The organism is Flavobacterium sp. EDS, assembly GCF_020991525.1.
In the GTDB taxonomy this organism is placed as follows: domain Bacteria; phylum Bacteroidota; class Bacteroidia; order Flavobacteriales; family Flavobacteriaceae; genus Flavobacterium.
In genome coordinates, this window is record NZ_JAJMOZ010000016.1 from 52,179 (window position 1) to 77,019 (window position 24,841).

Consider the following 24,841-nt stretch of genomic DNA (forward strand, 5'->3'; position numbering starts at 1 on the left):
TTGATAATTATCAAGCCCTTTTTTATGTCGTTAAAAATTTAATTCTAAAAAGGTTATACTATTTATCTCTGATTATAGTGTCGCAAATTTTATTTAGCCTACCTTGCTCCGTTGGTTGTACTTGCATTCCATCAAAAACATAAATGGAAAATAGCTTTGAGGCTTTGATCGCTACTTATATAGATAATAAAGTAGGTATATGCGAACATTTTTTGAGTACAGAATTGGCAAATAATTTAAAACAAAATCTTCTTGATTTAAATGCCAAAAGTTTACTGCTCGATGCTGGAGTCGGGAATTTAGATAAAGTGACTTATGATGGAGCTATTCGTAGTGATTCGATTTATTGGCTTGACAAAAAGCATAATAATGCATTCGAAAATGAATTCTTTGTACAAATTGAGACATTTATTGCTTATTTAAATAGTAGCTGTTATGCTGGAATTACGGGCTATGAATTTCATTATTCTTTATATGAAAAAGGAGATTTTTATTTAAAACATTTAGATCAATTTAAAAATAATCCTAGCAGAAAATATTCGATGATAAGTTATTTAAATGCCAATTGGGAAGAAAGTGATGGAGGAGAACTACTTATTCATCAGTTAAATAACAATCAAAAAATTAGTCCTACACAAGGTAAAACTGTTTTCTTTAAAAGTGATGAACTTGTTCATGAAGTATTGGTGACTCAAAATACAAGGATGAGTATTACAGGCTGGTTAAAGAGTGATTAAGTAATTGTTTTTCAGTCTGTTTTAAATTTTTATAAAAATAACTCTACTAATTCTATAGAATATTAGAAATATATTTATAGATTTGTAAAAGAAATGAGAAACGAAAGCCAAAATACGATCCCTTATGACTGTGATACTATAATGTGTTATATGTATGATTTGTTATATGAACAGGTTTTCTATAGTTTGGTTATTTAGCTAAAGAAGCATTTTTTATTTAAGATTATTAAAAAGTAAATAATATAAATCATTAAGAAGTTAAGTTTTATTAAGTATTGCTCTTGTTCTTACTAAGAATTAAATTAGGTTTAAATCTGTGTCATTTTTAAGTAATTAGAAGAATTAGAGATAAAATAAAATTAAGCGGTTAAGTATTTTAAACTTAATAGGACTTAATTTATTAATGGTGAAAAATAAAAATAGTCAAGGTTAGTAATAAAATAAACATGAGATTATATTATATAAATAGTAACATTATGATGCAAAGCTGCCACATGAAAATCCCTCCCTGTTGCAGAAGTTGCTATTGTTTATAAAATAATATTTATGCTCTTTCGTAACAGTTCCGAAAGAGTTTTTTTATGCCGTTCGCATTTCAATTACTGTACTTATTTAATAAAAATATAATTTAAAACCCCATAAAATTATGAGTTCACAAATCGTAAAACAGAATCCTTTTCAATCGATGATTGATCGTTTTAATATAGCTGCTGATATTCTTAAATTAGATGAATCGGTTAGGCAAAAACTACAGAGACCAGAGAAACAGATAGTAGTTAATTTTTCTATTACACTTGATAATGGTACAGAACAAAATTTTGAAGGATATCGCGTAATTCATAATACTGCTTTAGGACCGTCTAAAGGAGGTATTCGTTATGATACAGCTGTTAATCTAGATGAGGTAAAAGCCCTTGCGGCATGGATGACCTGGAAATCAGCAGTTACTGGAATTCCTTTTGGAGGAGCTAAAGGTGGAATTATCTGTGATCCGAGATTACATTCTAAAACAGAATTAGAAAAAATAACAAGGGAATATACCAATGCATTGTCAGATATTTTTGGACCTGATAAAGATGTTCCGGCGCCAGATATGGGAACTGGTCCAGATGAAATGGGATGGTTAATGGATGAGTTCTCTTTAATTCATGGAAGAACAATTCATTCTGTTGTAACCGGCAAGCATTTGCATTCAGGAGGTTCATTGGGTCGGGTAGAAGCGACAGGAAGAGGAGTGAGTATTATAAGTATTCTGGCACTTCAAAAATTAAAATTGAGACCTGCAAGAGCTACAGCAGCTATTCAGGGATTTGGTAATGTGGGACTTCATTCTGCTTTATTTTTATTTGAAAAAGGACTAAAAATTGTTGCTGTTAGTGATGTCTCTGAAGCCTTTTATAATCCGCAAGGAATTAATATTCCAGAGCTTATCTTGTACTATAATTTAAATAATAAAAGCGTTAACGGATATCCAAATGCTGTTGCTATAAAACACGAAGATTTATTATTACTTGAAGTAGATGTTCTTATTCCTGCTGCTAAAGAAGATGTGATTACTGCAGTAAATGCGGGATCTGTACGTGCTAAAATTATAGTTGAAGGAGCTAATGGTCCTGTTTCTTCAGATGCTGATAGAATCTTGCATGAGAATAATGTTTTGGTAGTTCCGGATATTTTAGCAAATGCAGGTGGGGTTACGGTTTCTTATTTTGAATGGCTTCAGAATTGTCTTTTAGAGTCTTGGAGAATCAATCAGATTAACAAACGTTTGGAAGATATATTAGAGAAAAGCTTCGAAACTGTTTTTGCTACTTCTGTAAAATATAAAATAACACCGCGTATTGCGGCTTATGTAATTGCTTTGCGTAAAGTGGCAGATGTTCAGCAAGTAAAAGAAATTAAATTGATTGAGAAAAAATTCAAACAGAATTAAAAGCAATTGAGTTTTTAAAATTGACTTTAAACTGGTTTAAGATAATTTTCATTGGCTACATATTGTATTTTTTTTGATATTTTTTTTTTTTTTTGAAATACAGCATTGGTTAGTTGCGTAAGTATATAGTCAATGGAAATGTCTTTTACTCAATATTTTTAACGTATTTAGGATGGAACATATTAATTTTTTGGCTTTTGCCATGCCTGCTTTTTTTCTTTTTGTTTATATAGAATTTCGATTGGCACAACGAAGTAATAGACCTGAATTATTCAATTATGAAAGCTCTGTTTCAAACATAAGTATTGGTATAGCTGAGCGATTAATTAATCTTTTTATTGTAGCAAGTTTTTATCAATTGTATTATTACATCTATAATAATTACAGAATTTTTGATATTCCGAGTAATTTCCTGGTCTGGATTGGATTAATTCTCGCCACAGATTTCGTTTGGTACTGGTATCACAGGCTGGGACATGAGGTGAATTTTTTCTGGGCAGCACATATTGTACATCACCACAGCAGTGAATTTAATTTTACAGCAGCAGCAAGAATAACTACTTTTCAGGCAATTATTCGTACTGGATTTTGGTGTATATTGCCGTTTATTGGTTTTCATCCCAAGATGGTTATTACAATGTTAATTGTGCATGGTGCCTATTCTTTTTTTACGCACACTCAGATTATAAAGAGAATAAAATGGTTAGAATATGTTCTTGTCACGCCTTCGGTTCATGGAATTCATCATGCTTCTGATGAGAAATATTTGGATAAAAACTACGGAGATATGTTTACATTTTGGGATCGTATTTTTGGAACTTTTCAGGAAGAAGAAGAAAAACCAAAATACGGATTAACGCATCCTTTAAAAAGCTATAGTTTTCTTTGGCAGCATTTTCATTATTATTTTGAAATTTATGAATTATGGAAACGTTCTAAAGGATTTAAAGCTCGTTGGAATGCCATATTTGGAAGTCCTGCCGATATGGATCAAGATATCCGTCCAATACTAGAAAAGCGCTTTCTTCAAGACAAAGACAATCCAAGTCACCGACTTAAATTTAAGAATTACCTTTATTTGCAACTTGGTATAAGTACGTTTTTACTAACTATTTTTACTTATTATTTTGATTCTTTGGATGCATCTGACAGAATATTTGTTTTGTCTTTCATCATAATCACACTGATCAATTGTGGAGCGCTTTTAGAACAGCGAAAGTGGATTTATTACCTTGAATATTTCCGAATTTTTATTTGTACGACTTATTTTTTATATGTTGTGAATGAAGTCGAATATTTTATTATTCCTGTTGTTTTGATGTTTTTGGCGGAGCAGGTTTTTTCTTTGGGTGAAAAATATCAAAATGTAGTACTTCAGCTTGAAACTTCTGAGTGAGGGGGTGATTTATATAATAACCTTTGATGTTTTTTTTTGCTAATTTGATTTTGAATGTCTTGCTCTTTTGTTATATTTGAAAGTAAAATAATACATAACGACTGTAAAATAATTTATAGAAAAACAAGAGCATCGATAATGGGATTAATCAATAGTATTTTAGGAAAAAAGGACGCCGCTATAAAATCATACGCTGATTTTTGGAATTGGTTTGAAAAAAACGAAAAAGTTTTCTTTGAAGCAGTGATGAGTAAAGGGGAAAATATTGAAAAAGATTTTTTTGATAAATTATCTCCTAAGTTAGGAGAGTTAAAAGAAGGCTATTTCTTTTTGGCTGGAATGATGAATGATACTACTGCAGAATTAGTTTTAACTGCCGATGGTAATATTAAAAATATTGTTTTTGTAGAAGAATTGGTACATGCAGCTCCTAAACTTCCTAATTGGAAAATTACAGCATTAAAGCCAGCAATCGATATTAATAATTTAGGAATACAAATGAATGGTTTTACTTTTGATAAAGACAATTTATTTTTTTATTCAAATGATGAAAATGAATTTCCTGATAAAATAGATATTACAATTGTTCATTTAGATTGTACTAAAGAGAATGAAGCAATTATAACGAATGGAACATTTATCTTTTTGGATAATTATCTTGGCGAATTGCATTTTACTGAAAATATTGATAGAATTAATGTGATTGGTAGAGCTGAAGCTAATAAAGAGTTAGTACCTATTGAAAAACTGAAAGATTTCTTAATTTGGAGACAAAAAGAATTTGTTGAAAAATATGAAGGGGTAAGACATGATACAGAAAATGACGGTTATGCAAGCCTTGAAGCCACTCTTAATAATGGAATGCCGTTGATGGCAGTTATTAACTCGACATTGTTTGAATGGGATGCAAAACCATCTCACCCTTGGATTGTAGCTATAAGAATAGGATATAATGGAGAAGACAATAATGGATTTCCTGATAGTGAAATGTTTAATTTATTGAATGAAATTGAAGATGATTTTTTAATGGTAAAGCTTAAAGATTCAGAAGGATATTTAAATTTAGGCCGTGAAACAGCAGATAGTTTAAGAGAGATTTATTTTGCTTGTAAAGACTTTAGAAAGCCTTCGATAGTGCTTGAAGAAATCAAAAACCAATTTGCTTCACAGGTAGATATTGAATATGAGATTTATAAAGATAAATACTGGCAATCGTTTAGTAGATTTATGAACTAGCTTCGGCTTTATGAGTAGATATTCTCAATGTTTTATTGGAAATAGTATATTTAAAGCATCCACCTCAGGTGGATGCTTTTTTGTTTTTTATAAGGCCATTGTATTGTCTTTTTTATGGTTTTTATCTCCCCAGTCAGCCATTAAATTCAAGATATCTTCAAAAGATTTGCCAAGAGTAGTTAGTTCGTATTCTACTTTAGGAGGAACTTGTGGGTGAACGATTCTATTTACTAATCCATCAGTTTCTAACTCCTTAAGTTTAGAAATGAGCATGCGTTCAGAGATTCCAGTAAGCCTGGATCTTAATTCGCTATATCGAAGTTTGTGTTCATTTATTAGATAGCTTAATATATTTATTTTCCATCTTCCTCCAATTAAAGACAGTGTGTAGGTAATACCACAAGTTTCGTTTAAAAATTTTTCATTAATGCTATTGGTTGAATTTTCTTTTTTCATAATATGTACTTACTTTTTTACTAGTACATAACAATTTTGTATGTACTTATATAAATGCAAGTTAGTAAATATATTTGCTGTATAAATAAAATATATAAAAATGGAAACTATTAAAACAATTATTCATTGGTCTAGTTATTTGTATTATCTATATGTGTTTGGATATGCCTCGCTTTTTAAAATTTTTCAAAAAGAATCAATGATGAAAAGCATGGAATCTTTAGGTTTTAACAAGATCTGGACGATCTATATTGGTATTGGAGAGTTTATAGGTGTTTTGTTGATTGTTATAGGGCTATTTAATCCACCTATAAAAACAATTGGAATTTTATTATTATTTCCTTTTGCAGTGGGAGCATTTACAGCTCATATGGCACATCACGAGTACAATCATTTTTACAATTCGTTTATAATGTGTATTCTGACTGTATTGTTATTATGGTCTGATAAAAATTTTAAAATAATTTTGTAAATGAAATTACTGATTGCAGACGTTTTAAGGTTAATTAAGCTCCTGTTTTGAAGGAGCTTAATTTCTTTAAGAAAAAGAAGTTTTACAGATTCATTCCTCCCGAAACTTCAATGCGTTGAGCATTAATCCATCGGGCATCTTCGGTACATAAAAATGCTACGACACCGCCAATATCATCAGGTAATCCGGCACGACCTAATGCTGTTACTGATTTAACATAATCATTATACTGCTGGATATCTCTAACAGCTCCACCTCCAAAATCGGTTTCAATAGCTCCTGGAGCTACAACATTAACTGTGATTTTGCGATTGCCAAGTTCTTTAGCTAAATATTTTGTAAGTGTTTCTATAGCGCCTTTCATAGATGCGTAAGCAGAATAACCTGGTGCAGTAAATCGAGATAATCCTGTTGAAATATTTATTATTCGCCCGCCGTCATGTAATAAAGGCAATGCTTTTTGGGTTAAAAAATATACTCCTTTGTAATTGATGTTCATTAATTGGTCAAATTGCTCTTCGGTAGTTTCCGAGAAAGGAGTATTAATTCCAATACCAGCATTATTGATTAAGAAGTCAAAACGTTCTGTGTGGAAAGTGTCTCTTAAAACAGTTGCAATTTGAGTATAAAAAGCATCAAAGCTCTTTATGTCTCCGCCAGTATTAAGTTGTAAAGCAATTGCTTTTTGTCCTAATTTTTCAATTTCAGATACTACGATTTTAGCTTCGTCTTGATTGCTATTATAGGTAAGTATTACATCTATTCCTTTTTTAGCAATACTAATTGCCATATTCTTACCTAATCCTCTACTGCCTCCAGTTACTAAGGCTATTTTTGTATTTGCTGCCATTTTTATATTTGTTTATAAATGAAAGAACAAAGGTAAATATGAAGTGAAATGAGCTATTTGTAAATTTCAATCAGATGTTTGCAAAAATCAAATACCATTAATTATAATCGAAATGATAAGGGAGTTAGCGAAGTTTGTTTTTTGAAAAAATTAGAAAAATGGGCTAGTTCTTCAAAACCGAGAGTATATGCAATTTCAGATACATTCCAGTTTGTTTCCTTTAGTAAAATCTTTGCTTCTTGTGTTAATCTGTTACTTATTAACTCAGTTGTAGTTTTACCCGTATTTTCTTTTAGAACTTTATTAAGGTGGTTTACATGAATGGATAATCGTGCAGCAAAATCTTTAGCCGTTTTTAATTCTACTTTCTGATGTGGAGATTCTATTGGGAATTGTCTTTCAAGTAATTCTATGAATAATGAAGAAACTCTTGCTGCAGAATTGTGTTTAGAATACAAGGCAGTAACAGGCTGCAGTTTTTGTCCAAAATGGATTAATTCTGAAACGTAATTACGAATTAAATCATATTTATAAGCATAATCAGAATTAATTTCTGAATGTATCTTTTTGAATATTCGTTCGATTTCTGTAGTCTCATCATCGCTGAGTTCGAAAACGGGATATCCATCAGATTTAAATATAGGAAGTTCATCCAGTTCTATTCCGTTTTTATTCCCTGTAATAAACTCGGATGTAAAAACACAAAAATGACCAGATTGATCAGTGTCTAGAGGGACATAATGGTAAGGGATTTTGGGAGTTGCAAATAGGATAGCATTTTTTTGAATGTCAATTACTTTGTTTGCATATTCAGCCCTGTTTTTTCCTCGGATCAAACTTATTTTATAATAAGCTCTTCGATCATAAGACATAACGGGTTTATCCTGAAATTTTTCCCAAAGTTCTTTTATATTAAAAACATTGAAGTGACCAATTTCTTTCTTAATATCATTTGGTAATAGTGAGCTAGGCTCAATGTCTGAACCTTCTGTGATTTCTTTATAAAACTGGTCGATTGAAGTCGTTTTCATATAAAGGACTTGTAAGATTCAAATATACGAAATAATGTACTTGAGTTATGTGGTCTTTTTTGTTTTGGAATAGATGATTTTATAGCTTTTTAAAATCAGTAGGTTTCATGTTTTTTCTTTTTTTAAAGTAATTCGATAAATGACTTTCATCAGTGAAACCAAACTCGTGAGCAATTTGCTTGATTGGCATTTGGTTGTTTGTAATTCTTTTTTCGATTAATTTAGTCCGCAAATTATTGATATAATCGCGATAACTAATAGAGAATGCTTTTTTAAAATAAGCACTAAAATAGGATTCGGCAATATTAAAATGAGCTGAGATTGCTTTTATCTGAACTAATTTTGGATAATAGATTTTTTGATGAATATAGGATGTAATCTGCTCGCTATCAATAGAAGCTCCTTTTGTTTTAGGATTCATACTGCGCATGGTTTCCTTTATTAATCCGAAGATAGAGAGAATTTGATAGAAAACAATTGGAGAAGTAGTAACATCAATCCTGCTATTGTAAGCTGTAATATTCTCAATTGTATTTTTTAGTATTGTTTTACATGGTTCGTCTAGTTTAAGGACTGTTTCTTTGAGTAATCTATCCCGCATAAAACATTCTGGAGTATTCAGAAGTAAATCATCACAAAACAGGCTTTTATTTGAATTGAAATAATTATCAGTAAACTTGATATATACAAATCGCGTATTTTTTTTAATGTCAAAATAATGCTCATCTTCTGGCGAAACTACAAATAAGTCACCTGCTTTATAGGGAAGTAAGTTTTTATTAAGATGATGAATACCATTGCCTTTTACGATATAAATAATTTCATAATAGGTATGACTATGAAAAGGAAGATGAAATTTCTCCTCTTCAAATTCATCAATAACTAGAGTTTCAAATTGATTTAATTTAGGCATGCTTGATATGTACAAGTTTATGTCGTAAATATACAACTTATTTTATGCATGATGGAAGTAAATTTGCATCACAGAAAATCTATCCTTTTCTTATCTATTCAAATGAAAAAAAGTCTTATTGCGCTCTCATTGGGCGGTTTAACTATTGGTATTACAGAGTTCGTGATGATGGGTTTATTACCAGATATTGCTCTTAATATGAATGTTTCAATTCCTGTGGCAGGATATTTAATTTCTGCTTATGCTTTGGGTGTTGTAATTGGTGCACCTTTACTGGTTATTATAGGGAGAAATTATCCACCTAAAAAAATGCTTTTAATTTTGGCAATGATGTTGGCTGTGTTTAATGCGCTTTCGATTATTGCACCTACTTATGAAATTTTGTTTGCTTCAAGATTACTCTCAGGGCTACCACATGGAGCCTTTTTTGGAGTTGGGGCAGTTGTAGCGAGTCGCCTTGCTGATAAAGGAAAAGAAGCGCAGGCAGTTTCTATTATGTTTGCTGGGTTAACATTAGCTAATTTAATTGGTGTCCCTATTGGAACCTATATCGGACATCATTTTTTATGGCGCTATACATTTGTTCTCATTGCAGCGATTGGACTACTGACATTTCTTTTTATTTACTTATGGATGCCCAATTTAGAATCGAATACAGGTGAAAGTATGAAAAGCCAATTACAGTTTTTTAAGAGAGCAGAGGCTTGGTTGATTATTGCAATAACAGCTATTGGTTTTGGAGGATTGTTTTCTTGGATTAGTTATATCGCACCTTTGTTAACAAATGTTTCAGGATTTTCTCCTGAAAATGTTCCTTATATTTTAATCTTAGCTGGACTAGGAATGGTAATTGGGAATTTTATTGGAGGGAAATTAGCCGATAAATTTTCACCTGCTACAACTGTAATGATGTTACTGTTGGTAATGGCAATCGATTTATTTTTGGTTTATACTTTCTCTTCTAATCAATACGCTTCTTTATTCTTAACGTTTTTAACGGGCTGTGTTTCGTTTTCGATTGTAGCTCCAATTCAGATGTTAATGATCCAAACAGCAACAGGAGCTGAAATGATTGCTTCGGCTGCAATTCAGGCAAGTTTTAATATAGGAAATGCTCTAGGGGCTTTTTTAGGTGGATTGCCTTTGATAGCAGGATATAGTTATGCTTCTCCTAATTTAATAGGTGTTGGGATGTCGGTTTTAGGGATACTTATTACGTTTATATTTATACAAAGAAAAAAACATATTCTTCAAATGCAAAAAGTTTAAATGCAAACTTATTTTATAAAGACAAGTCTAACTGACTTGTCTTTTTTGTTTGTAGTTGTTTCTGGGATTAAATTTTGGCAATCTTAAAACTGAAAAAGCAAACATTTATTGAATATAATTTTTGTAAATTTCAACCAATGGATTATATAATAGTTCGTTTTTAACGAAGCTGATTTTAATGATTGTACTATAAAATGTTTTAGAATGAATAATAATAAAAAACTTAAGGCAGTATCTTATGGTGAGGTACTTTGGGATATTTTTGAGAATGAAAAGAAAATTGGCGGAGCACCTCTTAATGTTGCTCTACGAATGAAAGCATTAGGTTGTGATGTTGCAATGATAAGTTGTGTGGGGAATGATGCTGATGGAATAGCAATTATAGATCAGGTTAAAAGTTTAGGACTAGAAACCAATGCGATTATCAAATCAGAAGAATTTCCGACAGGTACAGTTCAGGTTTCTTTAGATGATAAAGGGGCTGCTAGTTATGAAATTAATTATCCATCTGCTTGGGACAAGATTGTTCTTAATACGGCTGCAAGAAAATTGGTTGCCGAAGCGGATGTGCTTATTTATGGGAGTTTAGTTTGTAGGGATTCAGTATCACGTTTGGCATTAGAAGAACTGCTTAAAAATGATGTTTATAAGGTTTTTGATGTCAATTTAAGAAAGCCCCATTATTCGTATGAGATAATTGAGAGGCTAATGCAATCTGCTAATTTTATAAAGTTTAATGATGAAGAATTGTTAGAAATCGCAGCTGTTATGAATTCTCCTTACACAAGCTTAGAAGAAAACATGGAGTTTATAGCCAAAGAAACAAATTCTAAAGGACTGTGTGTAACCAAAGGAAAAGATGGTGCATTGCTGTTATGGGAGGGTAGATTGTATCGCAATGAAGGTTATCCGATAAAAGTAGCTGATACAGTAGGAGCAGGAGATTCTTTTCTTGGAGCTTTAATTACTTCGCTGCTTGCAAATAATAATAACCCACAAAAATCAATCGATTTTGCTTGTGCTGTTGGGGCTCTGGTAGCAGAGTCAGTTGGGGCAAATCCTGAAATTTCTGACGCTAAAATTGATGAATTAATGCTAAAAGGTTTATAGGTTATATTTTAAATGAAATCTGTCTACTAGTATTTCACAAAGATATTTGTATAATAATTTCTGCCATTAATGGGGTTTTTAGTTATCGAAATACCAAAGTTTGTGTAATCTCCAGTAATGTTTTTTTTGTGTTTAGGGCTAGCTAACCAGGCATCAACAGCGGCTTGAGGAGTCTTATAATTGTAAGCAATGTTTTCGCTAACTTTTATAACATCAAGTGTTTTAATGATATCTTCTGAGCGAGCTACAAAATTATCATGACTAACTACATTATTGCTAATCATATAATTATTGTGTTCTTCAGATTTAACAGAAACGTAGTTTATTGTTTTTAAAGTATTCAAGCCTATACTAGTTCTGTATTCATTTATTAAATCGATTACTTCTAATTCTTCAGGAGTGTAATTGTACTCCACATTTACTTCAGGGGTAGGTCCTGACGAAGTACTTTTGTTTAATGCGTCATTAGTACATGAAAGTAGTGTTAATAGGAGTGTGATAAATAATGTAATGTGACTAATTTGTTTTGTCATGATAGAATATAATTTACTGATTCAAAAGTGTTTGTTTTGAATTTGCAAAGTTCCGTCAAGTATTTTTTTTCGTTTATAATTTAAAATTTTAAAAATAACACGATAAGGTTTTTTTTGGCTGATAAAGAGTAATTTGTTGCTTTTTTATATAATTGGCTTAGTTTTTAAAGAAAATTGATAGCAATCATTTGAACTGAGAAATAGGTCTGCAAGGGAAAAAGGACCTATAGGTATTTTTTAATTATTTGTATGAACTGATATTCTGGAAAAATAAGAATTGTTAAAACTCTTAATTAACATTCTTTTATACTTAAAAAAGGAAAATATTTAGTGTGTTTTATGTACTATTTAACATATTAATTTTGTTTTTCAAAATGCTTGATTTTTGTAAAAAATAATAAACACGGTATTACATTAAAAATAATAATTTGTTAACTTTTTTGTGTTAGTAAATTTTTAGTCACTTGATTTTTAGGTATTTATTTGTTTTTATTTGTAAACTTTTTTCTTCTCATTTTTTTTATAGTTTAATTATTTTTAAATTTACTTAAGAATTAAATTTTTAAAATTATCAATATCATGAACGAATTATTAGCTACAAAAAATAAAGCAGTTACCTATTCTCAAGATGAAGTTATACAAGCATCTTTAGAGTACTTTAAGGGAGATAGTCTTGCCGCAACAGTTTGGGTAAGTAAGTATGCTCTTAAAGATTCACAGGGAAATATTTTTGAGTTATCTCCTAATGATATGCATCATCGTATTGCAGGTGAAATAGCCCGAATTGAAAAAAAATATAGTAATCCGTTATCAGAAGATGAAATTTTTAATTTGATAAAAGATTTTAAATATTTGGTGCCACAAGGGAGCCCTATGACTGGAATTGGAAATCCGTTTCAGGTTGCTTCATTATCTAATTGTTTTGTGATTGGTAACGATAATTCAGACTCATATGGGGGAATTATGAAAACCGATCAAGAGCAAGTTCAACTTATGAAAAGACGTGGAGGGGTTGGACATGACTTGTCGCACATTCGACCTAAGGGTTCTCCAGTTAAAAATTCAGCATTGACTTCTACGGGATTGGTACCATTTATGGAGCGTTATTCTAATTCGACTCGTGAGGTTGCTCAAGATGGCCGTCGTGGGGCATTGATGCTCTCAGTATCTATTAATCATCCTGATGCAGCCGATTTTATTGATGCCAAAATGGAACAGGGAAAGGTTACAGGAGCAAATGTTTCAGTGCGTATAGATGATACTTTCATGAAAGCAGTTAAGGAGGACGCCATATACGTTCAGAAATATCCAATTTTTAGTGCTAATCCATTGTATACTAAAGAAATTAAGGCAAAAGAGCTTTGGAATAAAATTATTCATAATGCATGGAAATCGGCAGAACCAGGAATTTTATTTTGGGACACTATAATTAATGAATCTTTGCCAGATTGTTATGCTGATTTGGGATACAAAACGCTATCTACAAATCCATGTGGAGAGATTCCGCTTTGTGCTTATGATTCTTGCCGTCTATTAGCTATAAATTTATTATCCTATGTAAATAATCCTTTTACTAAAGAGGCTTCTTTTGATTTTATTCTTTTTAAAAATCATGTTGCAGCGGCTCAAAGGATTATGGATGATATTATTGATCTTGAATTAGAAAAGATTGATGCAATATTGGCAAAAATAGATGCTGATCCTGAAAGTGATGAAGTAAAGATGGTGGAGAAAAATTTATGGCTTAATATTAGAAATAAAGCAAAAGAAGGCCGTCGTACTGGAATTGGTATTACTGCCGAAGGAGATATGCTTGCTGCACTTGGATTGCGTTACGGAAGTGATGAAGGAGTTGTGTTTTCTGAAAAAATACATAAAACCCTTGCAATTGAAGCTTATCGTGGCTCAGTAAATCTAGCCAAAGAGCGTGGAATGTTTGTTATATATGATTCAGAAAGAGAGAAGAACAATCCATTTTTGCTTAGGCTAAAAGAAGCCGATGAAGAATTGTATTTTCAAATGAAAGAACATGGGCGTCGTAATATTGCTTTGTTAACTATAGCCCCTACGGGAACAACAAGTTTAATGACTCAAACAACATCGGGTATTGAGCCTGTTTTTTTACCAGTTTATAAACGAAGAAGAAAAGTCAATCCAAATGATAAAGATACTCGTGTAGATTTTGTTGATGAGGTTGGGGACAGTTGGGAAGAATATGTTGTATTCCATCATAGATTTAAAGAATGGATGCTCGTAAACGGATATGATGTTTCTAAAAATTATAGTCAAGATGAAATTGATGAGTTGGTAAAAAAATCACCTTATTATAAAGCTACAAGTAATGATATTGACTGGCTAAGTAAAGTTCGTATGCAAGGTAAGATACAAAAATGGGTAGACCATTCAATATCTGTCACCATCAATGTACCAAATGAAACTCCAGAAGAAATGGTAGATAAATTGTATATGGAAGCATGGGAAGCAGGATGCAAAGGAGTAACAGTATATCGTGATGGCTCACGTTCAGGAGTACTTATTGCTAATACAGAAAAGAAAGAAGAAACTGTTCAGACTGTATCAACTGTTTTTCCAACTAAACGTCCTCAAATATTAGAAGCCGATGTAGTTCGTTTTCAGAATAGTAAAGACAAATGGATTGCCTTTATAGGATTGATAGATGGTAAGCCATATGAAATTTTTACTGGTCTTGTAGATGATGAAGATGGTATTTTGATTCCGCGTTGGGTATCAGAAGGATTTATTATTAAAAATAAGAATGAAGACGGAAGTAGCCGTTATGATTTTCAATATAAAAATACTAGAGGTTATAAAACAACAATCGAAGGGCTTTCGCATAAATTTAATCCTGAATATTGGAATTATGCCAAGCTAATATCGAGTACATTGCGACATGGCATGCCTATCGATAAAGCTGTTGAATTAATAGGCAGTCTTCAGTTGGATGGCGAGTCTATAAACACTTGGAAAAATGGAGTTGCCCGTGCACTTAAACGTTATATCGTAGATGGTACCGAAGCACATGGTCAAAAATGCAGTAATTGTAACTCAGAGAATCTTATTTATCAGGAAGGTTGTCTTACTTGTAATGATTGTGGTTCTTCTAAATGTGGTTAGGAAAAAAGGTTCAAAAGGGGGTTCTTTAGGTTCTGAGAAGCTAAGGTTCTAAGGTTTTTAGGGACTACTTTTGAATATTATATAAATATTTTCTTTATTAAAAAACGCCTGTAAGGATTTCTTTGCAGGCGTTTTTATATATTCTCTAAGTTATGCATGTTCAAGTCTAAAAATCTAAATAGTTACTGTTTTTCATAGGTAGATTCAGTTCCATCTGCAGCTATGACTCCATTAAAAAGAATCAGTTTGTTTTTTAGTAAAGACAAATATGTTTTCTCAGTATCTTTATTAAACATAATACTGTAATTGGCTTTACGGTTGTTTATTGTTGTGTCTTCTGGAGTAATAGTAAAGGTACCATCCTCTTCTTTTTTACCCTCATAATAGCGTTCGTATTTTTGTCCTTCAAATTTAAGTAAATTACCATTTCCGGGTTTAAAGTTAGGATCTGCGTTAGCCACTTGAATGCCTTCGATGTGTCGGAGTTCCCATGAGCCGTTTAGTTCTTCGAGTGCCGATTTTTTTTGACAACTTACAATTGTAAAGAGTACTACAAGAGGAATTACTAGGTTCGAAATATTTTTCATATGTTTTATTTATATAAGATTGTTAAATTATTTTGGTCAAAATAGAGTTAAATAAAATTGATTTGAACTTTCATTATTTTTAATTTTACTAAAAAAAGAAACATTATGGTTTTATCACTTTTGATAAAACTTGTGGTATTTGTATTAGATCATAATCATCACTAAAAACAATATATTGGTTATGCCAGGAAGGTGAAAATTTTTCTTTAAAATCTCTTAAGCCTTTATAATGTGAAAATGATTTTACTTTTTCATATACATATTTCATCGATTTCTCTTGAATAGTGGTTGGGTTATCAATACCACTCATTGGTGCAAGACCAATATTTACAGCAGTAAGATTTTGAGATTTTAGGTGATTAAAAAGTTCAATTAAAATAAAATCAATTATACCATTTGGAGCATCGGTAGTCTTTCTAATTAAGTCGTAGGTTCCTTCGTTCTTCGTATAATCTGGAATGATATTAAGGAATGCAATGATTTTTTCTTCGCCATTTTCAACCGTAATTATAGTTTGTTTTTTTAGCTCATCCCATAAAAAAATGCCTTGCGAAAAAAGAATTTCTTTGCGTCTAGTTTCTTCTAGCCATTCGTCACTAACCGATTGTATTTTTTGTAATAAACCATCTTTTATAGGTGGTAAATTGATAGTGGTTTTTAATTGTAAGTCGCTTATTTTCTTTAATCCATTACGTAACGATTTTTTACTGCCTCCTTCTAAATTAAAGCTAGTTAAGTCAACAACTCCCTCTTGACCAATAAAAAAATATTTTTTACCAAGTGATTTATATACTTCCAGATTTTCTTCAGGAATACGATAATAAATACTTTTTAATCCAGCTTCATAACAAAAATTGTCAAATTCAATTATGCATTGTTTCATTTCATTTTCATTTTTTGCTACAGGATTTTCGAGTACTACAGCAAAATTACCTGAAACTCGGTAGGCTAGGAAAGCATCATTATTTTGAGAAATGTATAAAAGTTTATCAAAGTAAGTTTTAAAATAATCTAAAGAAGAATTGCCGTATTTTTCAAGAAGTTCATTTGCAATTTCTTTTTCAGCAGTTGTCACAGAATTTTTTAATATATAAGGTTTTATCAATGTATAAATTAAAAAGGCGAAAGAAATAAAACCGCTAATTTTAATCGATGCCAAAAAGTGTTTCGAAAAATTATCTAATGGAATTAAATCGTAACTCCCCAACAAAAAGTAATTTTGCAAAGTATATTGTATCGATTGACCGATGCTAAAATCAATATTAAAATGCTTTTTATCTAAAAAATAGAAGCCGATAATACCGTAAATTAATACCGCTATTACGCTTAGAATAGCAGTTTGCAAGCCCAATAAACGAAGTCTGGGATTGGTTTTGATATAATATTCTTTTCGGGTTGCAATTAAACTGATGCATACTATTAGCGCAAGAGTCGATTCTTCAAAATCTATTGCTTTAGTAAGATTCCCTATAAGAGAAATTATCGATAATCCGAAGCCAAACCACCAAGCCATTTTTAAACCTTTTAGCATAAATGATGAGGTAACTAATAGGAATAGTCCTGAAGTAAAAACCAGATAATTAGATAAATGGATTGCTTCTAGAGGTAAAAAGCCTTTTAATTGCATTAATCGGCCGCTAATTGCTGGAGTTAGAACTGAAATGATATTAATTATTCCAAGGAGAAATAGTAATAAGGCCGGAACAATTCTCATTAAGAGTTTATTTATTTTAGATAAAAAAGTTAGCATTCCTGCGAATAGTGGAAGCCAAAATTCAAATACTCGATATAGTAATGTTATAGAAATTGCCTCGGCATTGGTAAAACCATAGCGGATTAATATAAATCCCATTGAAACTTCTACAGGACCAAGACCACGAAGAAAAGGAGATATGATAAGAAAGATAACCGCTATTATATATCCCATAGCTGCAGCAACCAATGAAGGTTCAAATTGTAGTGCTATCATAGCGATATACAAATGTGCAATTCCAATTATATCAATAAGGATAGAGATAAAAACGGTATAAATAAATTTGTTTCTATTGATATTATGATTTTGTAAATCGGATATGAAAATTTCAGTTTTTGGAAACCATTTTAAAAGTAATTTGTTTGCTAGCCCATTGTTTATTATTGAATTAAATAATACAAACAGTATAATAATTAATAGAATAATCATAGACATTCCAATCCATTCGCTAGAAGCAATTGTTCCATTTAGTAGTGTATAAATGAATAAAGGGATTCCAACTATTACTACTGATAATATACCGATAAATCCATAAAGGATTGATGCCAGATGTACTTGTACTTTCTCAACACCTTTTTCTATTATCGATTCTGTGAAAAAATAGAGTGATGTAACACCACCAGCTGGAATAAATACGCTAATGAAATTTCGTTTTAAAAATAAAGAGAGTGCTTGCTTGAGTTTAATACTAATGCCAATCGCCGAAAAAGAAGTTATGTACATTAACCCTTGCAGGAGAATGTAAAGTATAGTTGTAAAGAAGCCTGCAATTATCCATGGAAGTTTTGCATTTGTAAAACTATTTTTAATCTGAGATAATTCGGTTTGTTCTTGTTTAACAAACCAAATAGCTACTCCAAGGAAGAAAAGTGTTACAATAAATTGAGTTATTATTTTTCCATTTCTAGATAATAGCGGAACACTTCTTTTTTTTAAAATTTGGACGTAATTATTAATTTTTGATGGTGTTTTCAATATTATTTTAATTAAGTATCTTATTATAAAGATATTGCATTAATTTTTAAAATTTAACAAATGATTTAATTATGATAAATATACACGGCAAATTATTATAAGTTAATCTGTTTTTCATTTAAGTGCAGTAATTTTAAATTCAAATTAAACCGAGTATAAATTTTTAAATATCACAAATTATGAAAAAACTATTCTTGGCTTTAACCATTTTGTATGGTGCAAGCATGATTGGCCAAACAGAAGTTAAATCAGATAAAGAAATTGTTCCCCCTGTAGCAGTGACTATAGCTTTTCAAAAAGAGTTTTTGGGTAAAATACCTACTTGGACTAAGGACTATGAAGGAGAAGATATGGATCATATTCGGTATTTGGCAAAATTTAGTACAGGTTCTTCTGTAGGATTAGCGGTTTATGATAACAATGGTGTTTTAAAAGCGTATGAATTGGCAATTGCAAAAAATGAACTTCCCAAAGCGGTTTTAAATTATATTCAAAAAAATTATCCTGATCAAACTATTAGGGAAGCAGCTAAGCTTATCGATGGAAATAATGTTATCACCTACGAAGTAGGAATTATAAAAGACAAGAAATTTCTTGATTTGGTTTTTGATAAAAAAGGCGGGTTTCTTGAAGTAACAGAAAAGGATTAATTATAACTGCAAATTATACATAAATACTACATGGACAATAAAAAACAAGTATTTCAAGCCAACACAAAGTACCGTTGGAGAAGTTTTCAGTGGACAACAAGATTTGTCATCTAAAATTGCTTATTGATCCTATTATGATGCAGCAAGCTTGTCTTTGTAACTTTAAATATTTATTTTTGGAAGAGTATAATTAATATCATTATTCTCTTGAGCAACTATTCCATTCCTACTTTATCTGTTGGTAATATTCTTGGTGAAGAAACTTTGGGTATTACGCTATTTCAGCATAGCGTAAAGGGGCGAGATGCTTTTGAGGAACCTCATAAGCATGATTTTTATATGCTGTTTTTTGTAGAGAAAGGCACAGGATTTCACAATATAGATTTTACTCAGCATACTGTAGGAGATAATCAGGTTTATTTTATACGGCCAGGACAAGTGCATAATTGGTTGCTTAATGCAAATACGATAGGGTTTCAGCTGAGATCATTACTGTTTTTTCTAATTTATCACAGCTTCCATATTTTGGACAAAGCGTTCCATCATGCCTTTCTTTAACGAAAGAAGAATTTCAAAAAATTAAAAATCATCTGCAAGAGATAGAAATTGGACTTTCTCAAAAAGATTTACTTACAAAAGAAATAATTTTACTTCGCTTGCATTTACTTTTTAAGCTATTGCAAAAAGATTATTTAGAACAGTTTCCTGAATATCATTTTTCGGGTAGGCCAGAAAAAGTAATAAAGAAGTTTAATGATTTAGTAGATGCTAATTTTCAAACAGAGTCTTCAGTAGGTTTTTATGCTGATAGACTCAGTATTACTCCCAATTATCTAAACATACTTTCTCAGAAGTATTTAATGATGCCTGCAAGCGACGTGATAAAAGAAAGAACAATTCTTGAAGCGAAACGATTACTTACCAGTACCAATTTATCTATAAAAGAAATAGCTTATCAATTAGGCTTTAATGATAATGGGTACTTTAGTAAGGTTTTTAAAAAATATGCAGGAAAAACACCAGGCGATTTTAAAGAAAGTTATAATCTTTACCATCCTTCTCATTAATAATACCATTGCCGTTAAAAAATCTAACCGATTTTTGTAAACAATTAATAACAATTGTTTTCCGGAAACAATTATGAATTTTAAAATGATATGGAAAAAATTAAAAACAGAAGCAATCTGCGATATTGCTTGATTTTGTATGTTCTAATATTAATGGGATGTTCTTCTAAACAAACAGATTTAAAAACAGATAAGATGAAAGATAAAACACTTATGGAAGCGGTTGAAGCGGGAGATATTGATAATGTAATTGCACTTTTAAAAGATAATCCTTCTTTAGAAACAAAAAATATTGATGGAGAAACTCCTTTAATGAGAGCTGTTTATAATAACAATAATGAGATAGCAATACTATTAATCAATGCTGGTGCAGATGTAAATGCACAGAATAAAATGCTTGATAGTCCATTTTTATACGCCGGAGCAGAAGGGAATCTTGAAATAGTAAAAGAGTCTTTAAGTCATGGAGCAAATTTTGGAGTATATAATCGTTATGGAGGCTCGGCACTTATTCCAGCTGCTGAAAAAGGACATTTGGATGTGGTGAAACTGTTAGTTAATACACCTAATTACCCAAAAGATCATATTAATAATTTGGGATGGACAGCATTATTAGAAGCAGTCATACTTGGCGATGGAGGCACAGTGCATGTAAATATTGTAAAAGCATTAATTGAAGGTGGCTGTAACGTAAATATTGCAGATAAAAACGGTGTGACATCATTAGCGCATGCTAAAAAAAGAGGGTACAAAGAAATGATAAAAGTATTAGAACAAGCCAAAGCAAAATAATATATTAGGATATGGAAGAAAATAAAATAAGCCGAAAAAAATTTTTAGGATTGGGGGCAGCTGCTACAGGTGCTGCATTGTTTTCTGGAATAGGCGCTACAGCGATGGCACAAGAACAAGCAGAGGATGGGAAGAAGTCTGTTTTAAAAGAATATATTTTAAGTAATGTAAGATTAGAAGAAGGTTTTGAATACAATGAAAAAAATGAAGTTGTTGCTACAAAAACAGCTTTATATAATTTACATATTGCAGATGGTAAAATAAAAAGTATTACTAAAGAGAAACCAGTAACAAAATTAAAAACGGTTGATGCCAAAGGATTTTTAATGCTTCCAGGATTACGTGATATGCATATTCATATTGATAAAACGTATTATGGAGGGAACTGGAATGCTGCGCCAAGAAAAGGATATACTGTAAAAGATATGATAACGCTGGAGCAAAAAATTATACCGCAATTGCTCACAGATTCTCAGTATAAAGCAGAAGAAGCGATTAAACTTATGCAAAGCCAGGGAAGTTATTTTGCACGTTGTCAATGTAATATTGATCCAGTTAGCGGACTAAAAAGCTTAGAACATTTGCTTGCGGCTTTAGATAAAAATAAAGATAGTTTTGGGTGGGAAATTGTAGCTTTTCCACAACACGGAATTTTATATTCACAATCGGAGCCTTTGTTAAGAGAAGCAGCTAAAATGGGAGTTGATTTTATAGGCGGATTGGATCCAACAAGTGTAGATGGAAACATGGAAAAATCGTTGGATGCAATGTTTCAAATTGCAATTGACACCAATAAAGGAATTGATATTCATTTGCATGAAGGACTTCCATCGGGTAAAGATGCGATAGAATATATTATTAAAAGAACAGAGGAAAACAAGCAATTGCAAGGAAAAACGTACATAAGTCATGGTTTTGCTTTGGCAAAAATGGAACCTAAAGATTTAGAAAAAGTAGCAGAACAAATGGGAGCACTTGGTATAGGAGTCGTTTCGACAATTCCTATTGGTAAAACGATAATGCCAATTCCGACTTTAAAAAAATACGGTGTGAAATTAATGACGGGTACAGATAGTATCGTAGATCATTGGATGCCTTTTGGTACTTGTGATATGCTTGAAAAGGCAAAATTATGTGCGCAACTTTATGGTTGGACAGATGAATATAGTTTAAGCCGTGCTTTACATATTGCTACAACAAATGAGATATTGCCTCTTAATGATGCGGGAACCAAAGTGTGGCCAGCTATAGGAAATGACGCTAATTTTATTTTGGTAAAAGCAAGTTGTTCAGCTGAAGCTGCAGCTCGTTTACCAAAAAGAGAAGGTGTGTTTTTTAAAGGGAAAATGATAGCTGGAGAGATGGTTTAGAGATTCTTAGGGGCAAAGGTTTAGAGGAGGTTCTTAGGGACAAAGGTTCAAAGGTTCAGTACTGCAAAGGTTTTTCTGTAGAGACACACTGCGGTTCGTCTCTACGAGAATCTTTGCGTCCAATTTTGCGCGCTAACAATTAATAATCAACAATCAATTACTCCTTCATACAAACTTCATTATAAAAATGTAGCTTTATATTTTTATAATTAAAATGATTTTTGATATGGCTAATAAAACTTCACAACATATATTAAATACGTCAGCAAATCTTTTGGGTTTTTGTCTTATAGTTATGACTTCTTTGCATATTACAAATAAATCAGAAACGACTCATATGGATGAGTTCACATCTATAATATCTATATTTCTTATCTTTTCCTGTTTCTTTTCCTTTTTATCCATTAAAACAATCAAAGAATCTTTAGAGAAAAAATTAGAAACTATAGCTGATTATTTATTCGGAATGGCATTATTGGGAATTCTGGTTATTGTTGTGTTTACGGCACTAGATTTAATTAATTAAATAGATTCAATTATCTTTTCGCGATGATTTAGTCCCCATTGTACCAAAGTTTCGGTAACAGGTAGTACCGATTTACCATATTCTGTTACAGAATAAGCAACTGTTATTGGTTTGGTATCCTGAACTTCTCTTGTAATAAGTAAATTGATCTCTAGGTCTTTGAGTTCCTTGCTTAGCATTTTTGCAGAAATCCCATCAATTTCACGTTGCATTTTTTTGAAATGAATCACCTGATGCGTTCTGTTAGTAAGAAATCGCAAAATCATTAGTTTCCACTTGCCGCCTAAAACGTCCAGACTATCTCGCATTGCAAGCAGTTCTTCTGTACAATTTGCTTCACGCAAAACACCATCCCTTTTAATTTTTGCCATAATAGTTTCTTTAAGGTAACTAGTAACCTTTAGTTAACGGATAGTAAATATAAATTATATTCAGAATAATTTTGTGTTTTAAATTGATTAATATGAAAGCAATTATAGCAGACAATATGGGGAGACTACATTTAGAAAATGTAAATGTATCAACAATAAAACAAGAAGAATTATTGATAAAGATAGTCGCTTCTGGATTTAACCCAATCGATTATCAGATGTTAGAAAATGAATTAGAAAGAAAGCTAATGCATTCCCCAATCTTAGGGAGAGAATTTTCAGGAATTGTTGTTGAGGTAGGAGAGAAGGTGAAAGATTTTAAAGTTGGTGATGCTGTATTCTCGGGTTCAGGAAGTATGGGATCGAATGGTACATACGCTGAATATATTGCAATTCGAGAATCTGTTGTTGTGCATAAGCCTATTTTATTATCTTTTGAGCAAGCTGCTGGAATTCCTTCGGTAGGGTTAACAGCACTGCAATCTTTTAACCGAATGAAATTACAAAATACCGATTCAGTTTTAATTACTGGCGCAGCGGGAGGAGTAGGAGCTATGCTAATTAAAATTCTCTTGGCAAATAATTTTTCAAACTTTATTGTTACAGCTGGAAATGAAGAAAGTATTCAGGCATTGATAGAAATAGGAGTTAAACACAATCAAATAATTAATTATAAAACTGATGTTGTTGAAACTTTCGCTTTAGCAAAAAACAACCAGCAAAAATTTGATTTTGTAGTTGATTTAGTTGGGAATGAAATAGGCGAAATTGCAGCAAGGCTTTTAAAATCTAATGGAACTTTTCTTGATGTAACAGCACTTTCTACCGTAGAATCAAGAGAAATTTTATTTAATAAAGGCGCTGTAATCATGAATATTTCCAATTATGTTTATTCGGCAGATAAAAATTATGCCTATTATAAGAACGGTTTGTTAGAGTTAGTTCGATTAATAGAAAATGAGTTGGTGACCCCACCAAATATTGAAATTATGGGGCAATTAAATACAGAAACAGTTGTTAAAGCACATGAGAGACTTCGTTTGAATAAAACAAAAGGGAAGAAATTAATTATGCAAGTAAATACGATATAAGCATCATGAAAACGATACCAAGAAGAATTGTAACAGGAATTAAGAATGGGAAATCTATTATTGAAAAAGATGAAATAGTAAGTAATGTTTCAGAACACTTTCCAGGTCTTATTATATCTGATATTTGGAGCACTGATAGTATGCCAGTACAACTTTCTGAAGAGAAAATTATAGAAAATACAGCATTTCCCCACACACCCAAGAATGGTACTTATTTTCGATATGTACAGATTCCGCCTGATAAAAATTTAGGAATTACTGCGGCAGTTGGACAACCACATCCATTAATGCATCAAACCGCTACATTAGATTATATCGTTATACTTTCTGGAGAAATATATCTTATTATGGATGAAGGAGAAACTCTCTTGCAAGCAGGGGATATCGTAATACAAAGAGGAACAAATCATGCATGGAGCAACAAATCAGATGAGCCTTGTATTCAATTGGCAGTTCTAGTAGATGCTTCTTTTTAGTCGGAGTATTCAGTTTTTAGTACCAGTGCTTAGTATTCTGCCTCAGTACCAGTTTTCAGTGGTAGCATTTAGTTCAGTAGTTATGTATATATTATAAAAAAAGAGTTTTGCA

At 31.5% G+C, this 24,841-nt stretch carries 24 protein-coding genes; 16 read left to right on the plus strand and 8 right to left on the minus strand.

The window, feature by feature from the left end; translation table 11 throughout:
• The first annotated feature begins 143 nt into the window (after positions 1-143).
• The 4 genes from LPB87_RS18035 to LPB87_RS18050 all read left to right on the plus strand — a co-directional run bounded on the left by LPB87_RS18035 (position 144) and on the right by LPB87_RS18050 (position 5,302).
• Positions 144-737 carry a 2OG-Fe(II) oxygenase family protein gene (locus LPB87_RS18035; RefSeq protein ID WP_129538936.1) on the plus strand — a complete coding sequence of 198 codons (594 nt, stop codon included), beginning with the start codon at positions 144-146 and terminating at the stop codon, positions 735-737.
• 646 nt (positions 738-1,383) lie between these two features.
• On the plus strand, positions 1,384-2,670 hold the full coding sequence (locus tag LPB87_RS18040) for a Glu/Leu/Phe/Val dehydrogenase (RefSeq protein WP_230728778.1): 1,287 nt from the start codon (positions 1,384-1,386) through the stop codon (positions 2,668-2,670).
• A 172-nt stretch (positions 2,671-2,842) separates the two neighbouring features.
• The gene (locus LPB87_RS18045; protein ID WP_230728779.1) at positions 2,843-4,066 is read left to right on the plus strand and encodes a sterol desaturase family protein; all 1,224 of its coding nucleotides are present in this window, start codon (positions 2,843-2,845) and stop codon (positions 4,064-4,066) included.
• Positions 4,067-4,204: 138 nt separating this feature from the next.
• The gene (locus LPB87_RS18050) at positions 4,205-5,302 is read left to right on the plus strand and encodes a DUF695 domain-containing protein (RefSeq protein WP_230728780.1); all 1,098 of its coding nucleotides are present in this window, start codon (positions 4,205-4,207) and stop codon (positions 5,300-5,302) included.
• An 87-nt stretch (positions 5,303-5,389) separates the two neighbouring features.
• On the opposite strand, the gene LPB87_RS18055 is transcribed toward LPB87_RS18050, so the two are convergent.
• Positions 5,390-5,758, minus strand: a complete 369-nt coding sequence (locus LPB87_RS18055) for a helix-turn-helix domain-containing protein (protein WP_230728781.1) — start codon at positions 5,756-5,758, stop codon at positions 5,390-5,392.
• Between the two features lie 100 nt (positions 5,759-5,858).
• Between LPB87_RS18055 and LPB87_RS18060 the strand changes: the two genes are divergently transcribed.
• The gene (locus LPB87_RS18060; RefSeq protein ID WP_230728782.1) at positions 5,859-6,230 is read left to right on the plus strand and encodes a DoxX family protein; all 372 of its coding nucleotides are present in this window, start codon (positions 5,859-5,861) and stop codon (positions 6,228-6,230) included.
• Positions 6,231-6,312: 82 nt separating this feature from the next.
• On the opposite strand, the gene LPB87_RS18065 is transcribed toward LPB87_RS18060, so the two are convergent.
• The 3 genes from LPB87_RS18065 to LPB87_RS18075 form a co-directional block, all read right to left on the minus strand.
• Positions 6,313-7,080 (minus strand): SDR family oxidoreductase, encoded by a 768-nt coding sequence (locus LPB87_RS18065; protein ID WP_230728783.1) that lies wholly within the window; start codon positions 7,078-7,080, stop codon positions 6,313-6,315.
• A gap of 101 nt (positions 7,081-7,181) precedes the next feature.
• Positions 7,182-8,111: a response regulator transcription factor gene (locus tag LPB87_RS18070; protein ID WP_230728784.1), complete on the minus strand. Its 930-nt coding sequence runs from the start codon at positions 8,109-8,111 to the stop codon at positions 7,182-7,184.
• A gap of 79 nt (positions 8,112-8,190) precedes the next feature.
• Complete coding sequence (locus tag LPB87_RS18075; RefSeq protein ID WP_230728785.1) at positions 8,191-9,024, minus strand: AraC family transcriptional regulator; 834 nt, start codon at positions 9,022-9,024, stop codon at positions 8,191-8,193.
• Positions 9,025-9,126: 102 nt separating this feature from the next.
• Between LPB87_RS18075 and LPB87_RS18080 the strand changes: the two genes are divergently transcribed.
• Both LPB87_RS18080 and LPB87_RS18085 read left to right on the plus strand, forming a co-directional pair.
• The gene (locus LPB87_RS18080) at positions 9,127-10,293 is read left to right on the plus strand and encodes an MFS transporter (RefSeq protein WP_129538928.1); all 1,167 of its coding nucleotides are present in this window, start codon (positions 9,127-9,129) and stop codon (positions 10,291-10,293) included.
• Between the two features lie 204 nt (positions 10,294-10,497).
• Positions 10,498-11,403: a carbohydrate kinase gene (locus tag LPB87_RS18085; RefSeq protein ID WP_230728786.1), complete on the plus strand. Its 906-nt coding sequence runs from the start codon at positions 10,498-10,500 to the stop codon at positions 11,401-11,403.
• A gap of 26 nt (positions 11,404-11,429) precedes the next feature.
• Here LPB87_RS18085 and LPB87_RS18090 read toward each other — a convergent pair whose 3' ends face one another.
• The gene (locus LPB87_RS18090; protein ID WP_230728787.1) at positions 11,430-11,936 is read right to left on the minus strand and encodes a CAP domain-containing protein; all 507 of its coding nucleotides are present in this window, start codon (positions 11,934-11,936) and stop codon (positions 11,430-11,432) included.
• Between the two features lie 579 nt (positions 11,937-12,515).
• Between LPB87_RS18090 and LPB87_RS18095 the strand changes: the two genes are divergently transcribed.
• Complete coding sequence (locus LPB87_RS18095; protein ID WP_230728788.1) at positions 12,516-15,071, plus strand: adenosylcobalamin-dependent ribonucleoside-diphosphate reductase; 2,556 nt, start codon at positions 12,516-12,518, stop codon at positions 15,069-15,071.
• Positions 15,072-15,253: 182 nt separating this feature from the next.
• On the opposite strand, the gene LPB87_RS18100 is transcribed toward LPB87_RS18095, so the two are convergent.
• Both LPB87_RS18100 and LPB87_RS18105 read right to left on the minus strand, forming a co-directional pair.
• Positions 15,254-15,658: a hypothetical protein gene (locus tag LPB87_RS18100; RefSeq protein ID WP_230728789.1), complete on the minus strand. Its 405-nt coding sequence runs from the start codon at positions 15,656-15,658 to the stop codon at positions 15,254-15,256.
• Between the two features lie 103 nt (positions 15,659-15,761).
• Positions 15,762-18,386 carry a phosphatidylglycerol lysyltransferase domain-containing protein gene (locus LPB87_RS18105; RefSeq protein WP_230728790.1) on the minus strand — a complete coding sequence of 875 codons (2,625 nt, stop codon included), beginning with the start codon at positions 18,384-18,386 and terminating at the stop codon, positions 15,762-15,764.
• Between the two features lie 179 nt (positions 18,387-18,565).
• Between LPB87_RS18105 and LPB87_RS18110 the strand changes: the two genes are divergently transcribed.
• From LPB87_RS18110 to LPB87_RS18135, 6 genes are all read left to right on the plus strand, one after another.
• Positions 18,566-19,036 carry a hypothetical protein gene (locus LPB87_RS18110; RefSeq protein ID WP_230728791.1) on the plus strand — a complete coding sequence of 157 codons (471 nt, stop codon included), beginning with the start codon at positions 18,566-18,568 and terminating at the stop codon, positions 19,034-19,036.
• Positions 19,037-19,243: 207 nt separating this feature from the next.
• Entirely contained in the window at positions 19,244-19,594 is a 351-nt protein-coding gene (locus LPB87_RS18115; protein ID WP_230728792.1) for an AraC family ligand binding domain-containing protein, read from the plus strand.
• A gap of 119 nt (positions 19,595-19,713) precedes the next feature.
• Entirely contained in the window at positions 19,714-20,103 is a 390-nt protein-coding gene (locus tag LPB87_RS18120; RefSeq protein ID WP_230728793.1) for a helix-turn-helix domain-containing protein, read from the plus strand.
• A 90-nt stretch (positions 20,104-20,193) separates the two neighbouring features.
• A complete protein-coding gene (locus LPB87_RS18125) occupies positions 20,194-20,895 on the plus strand; it encodes an ankyrin repeat domain-containing protein (RefSeq protein WP_230728794.1) in 702 nt (233 codons plus the stop codon).
• 11 nt (positions 20,896-20,906) lie between these two features.
• Positions 20,907-22,265 (plus strand): amidohydrolase, encoded by a 1,359-nt coding sequence (locus tag LPB87_RS18130; protein WP_230728795.1) that lies wholly within the window; start codon positions 20,907-20,909, stop codon positions 22,263-22,265.
• A 226-nt stretch (positions 22,266-22,491) separates the two neighbouring features.
• The gene (locus tag LPB87_RS18135) at positions 22,492-22,791 is read left to right on the plus strand and encodes a hypothetical protein (RefSeq protein ID WP_230728796.1); all 300 of its coding nucleotides are present in this window, start codon (positions 22,492-22,494) and stop codon (positions 22,789-22,791) included.
• Here LPB87_RS18135 and LPB87_RS18140 read toward each other — a convergent pair.
• Complete coding sequence (locus LPB87_RS18140; RefSeq protein ID WP_230728797.1) at positions 22,788-23,162, minus strand: helix-turn-helix domain-containing protein; 375 nt, start codon at positions 23,160-23,162, stop codon at positions 22,788-22,790. The two genes, LPB87_RS18135 and LPB87_RS18140, sit on opposite strands and share 4 nt — an antisense overlap.
• Positions 23,163-23,254: 92 nt before the next feature.
• On the opposite strand from LPB87_RS18140, the gene LPB87_RS18145 reads away from it, so the two are divergent.
• Both LPB87_RS18145 and LPB87_RS18150 read left to right on the plus strand, forming a co-directional pair.
• Entirely contained in the window at positions 23,255-24,253 is a 999-nt protein-coding gene (locus tag LPB87_RS18145) for an NADP-dependent oxidoreductase (protein WP_230728798.1), read from the plus strand.
• 5 nt (positions 24,254-24,258) lie between these two features.
• Positions 24,259-24,729: a cupin domain-containing protein gene (locus LPB87_RS18150; RefSeq protein WP_230728799.1), complete on the plus strand. Its 471-nt coding sequence runs from the start codon at positions 24,259-24,261 to the stop codon at positions 24,727-24,729.
• The last annotated feature ends 112 nt before the right edge of the window (positions 24,730-24,841 follow it).

Excerpts from the sequence above, each read along its gene's own strand:
- LPB87_RS18060 (WP_230728782.1), top strand. The coding sequence starts at position 5,859 with ATGGAAACTATTAAAACAATTATTCATTGGTCTAGTTATTTGTATTAT.
- LPB87_RS18090 (WP_230728787.1), bottom strand. The coding sequence starts at position 11,936 with ATGACAAAACAAATTAGTCACATTACATTATTTATCACACTCCTATTA.
- LPB87_RS18145 (WP_230728798.1), top strand. The coding sequence starts at position 23,255 with ATGAAAGCAATTATAGCAGACAATATGGGGAGACTACATTTAGAAAAT.
- LPB87_RS18125 (WP_230728794.1), top strand. The coding sequence starts at position 20,194 with ATGGAAAAAATTAAAAACAGAAGCAATCTGCGATATTGCTTGATTTTG.
- LPB87_RS18130 (WP_230728795.1), top strand. The coding sequence starts at position 20,907 with ATGGAAGAAAATAAAATAAGCCGAAAAAAATTTTTAGGATTGGGGGCA.
- LPB87_RS18050 (WP_230728780.1), top strand. The coding sequence starts at position 4,205 with ATGGGATTAATCAATAGTATTTTAGGAAAAAAGGACGCCGCTATAAAA.
- LPB87_RS18070 (WP_230728784.1), bottom strand. The coding sequence starts at position 8,111 with ATGAAAACGACTTCAATCGACCAGTTTTATAAAGAAATCACAGAAGGT.
- LPB87_RS18135 (WP_230728796.1), top strand. The coding sequence starts at position 22,492 with ATGGCTAATAAAACTTCACAACATATATTAAATACGTCAGCAAATCTT.
- LPB87_RS18035 (WP_129538936.1), top strand. The coding sequence starts at position 144 with ATGGAAAATAGCTTTGAGGCTTTGATCGCTACTTATATAGATAATAAA.
- LPB87_RS18150 (WP_230728799.1), top strand. The coding sequence starts at position 24,259 with ATGAAAACGATACCAAGAAGAATTGTAACAGGAATTAAGAATGGGAAA.
- LPB87_RS18080 (WP_129538928.1), top strand. The coding sequence starts at position 9,127 with ATGAAAAAAAGTCTTATTGCGCTCTCATTGGGCGGTTTAACTATTGGT.
- LPB87_RS18085 (WP_230728786.1), top strand. The coding sequence starts at position 10,498 with ATGAATAATAATAAAAAACTTAAGGCAGTATCTTATGGTGAGGTACTT.
- LPB87_RS18095 (WP_230728788.1), top strand. The coding sequence starts at position 12,516 with ATGAACGAATTATTAGCTACAAAAAATAAAGCAGTTACCTATTCTCAA.
- LPB87_RS18045 (WP_230728779.1), top strand. The coding sequence starts at position 2,843 with ATGGAACATATTAATTTTTTGGCTTTTGCCATGCCTGCTTTTTTTCTT.
- LPB87_RS18110 (WP_230728791.1), top strand. The coding sequence starts at position 18,566 with ATGAAAAAACTATTCTTGGCTTTAACCATTTTGTATGGTGCAAGCATG.
- LPB87_RS18040 (WP_230728778.1), top strand. The coding sequence starts at position 1,384 with ATGAGTTCACAAATCGTAAAACAGAATCCTTTTCAATCGATGATTGAT.
- LPB87_RS18075 (WP_230728785.1), bottom strand. The coding sequence starts at position 9,024 with ATGCCTAAATTAAATCAATTTGAAACTCTAGTTATTGATGAATTTGAA.
- LPB87_RS18100 (WP_230728789.1), bottom strand. The coding sequence starts at position 15,658 with ATGAAAAATATTTCGAACCTAGTAATTCCTCTTGTAGTACTCTTTACA.
- LPB87_RS18065 (WP_230728783.1), bottom strand. The coding sequence starts at position 7,080 with ATGGCAGCAAATACAAAAATAGCCTTAGTAACTGGAGGCAGTAGAGGA.
- LPB87_RS18140 (WP_230728797.1), bottom strand. The coding sequence starts at position 23,162 with ATGGCAAAAATTAAAAGGGATGGTGTTTTGCGTGAAGCAAATTGTACA.
- LPB87_RS18055 (WP_230728781.1), bottom strand. The coding sequence starts at position 5,758 with ATGAAAAAAGAAAATTCAACCAATAGCATTAATGAAAAATTTTTAAAC.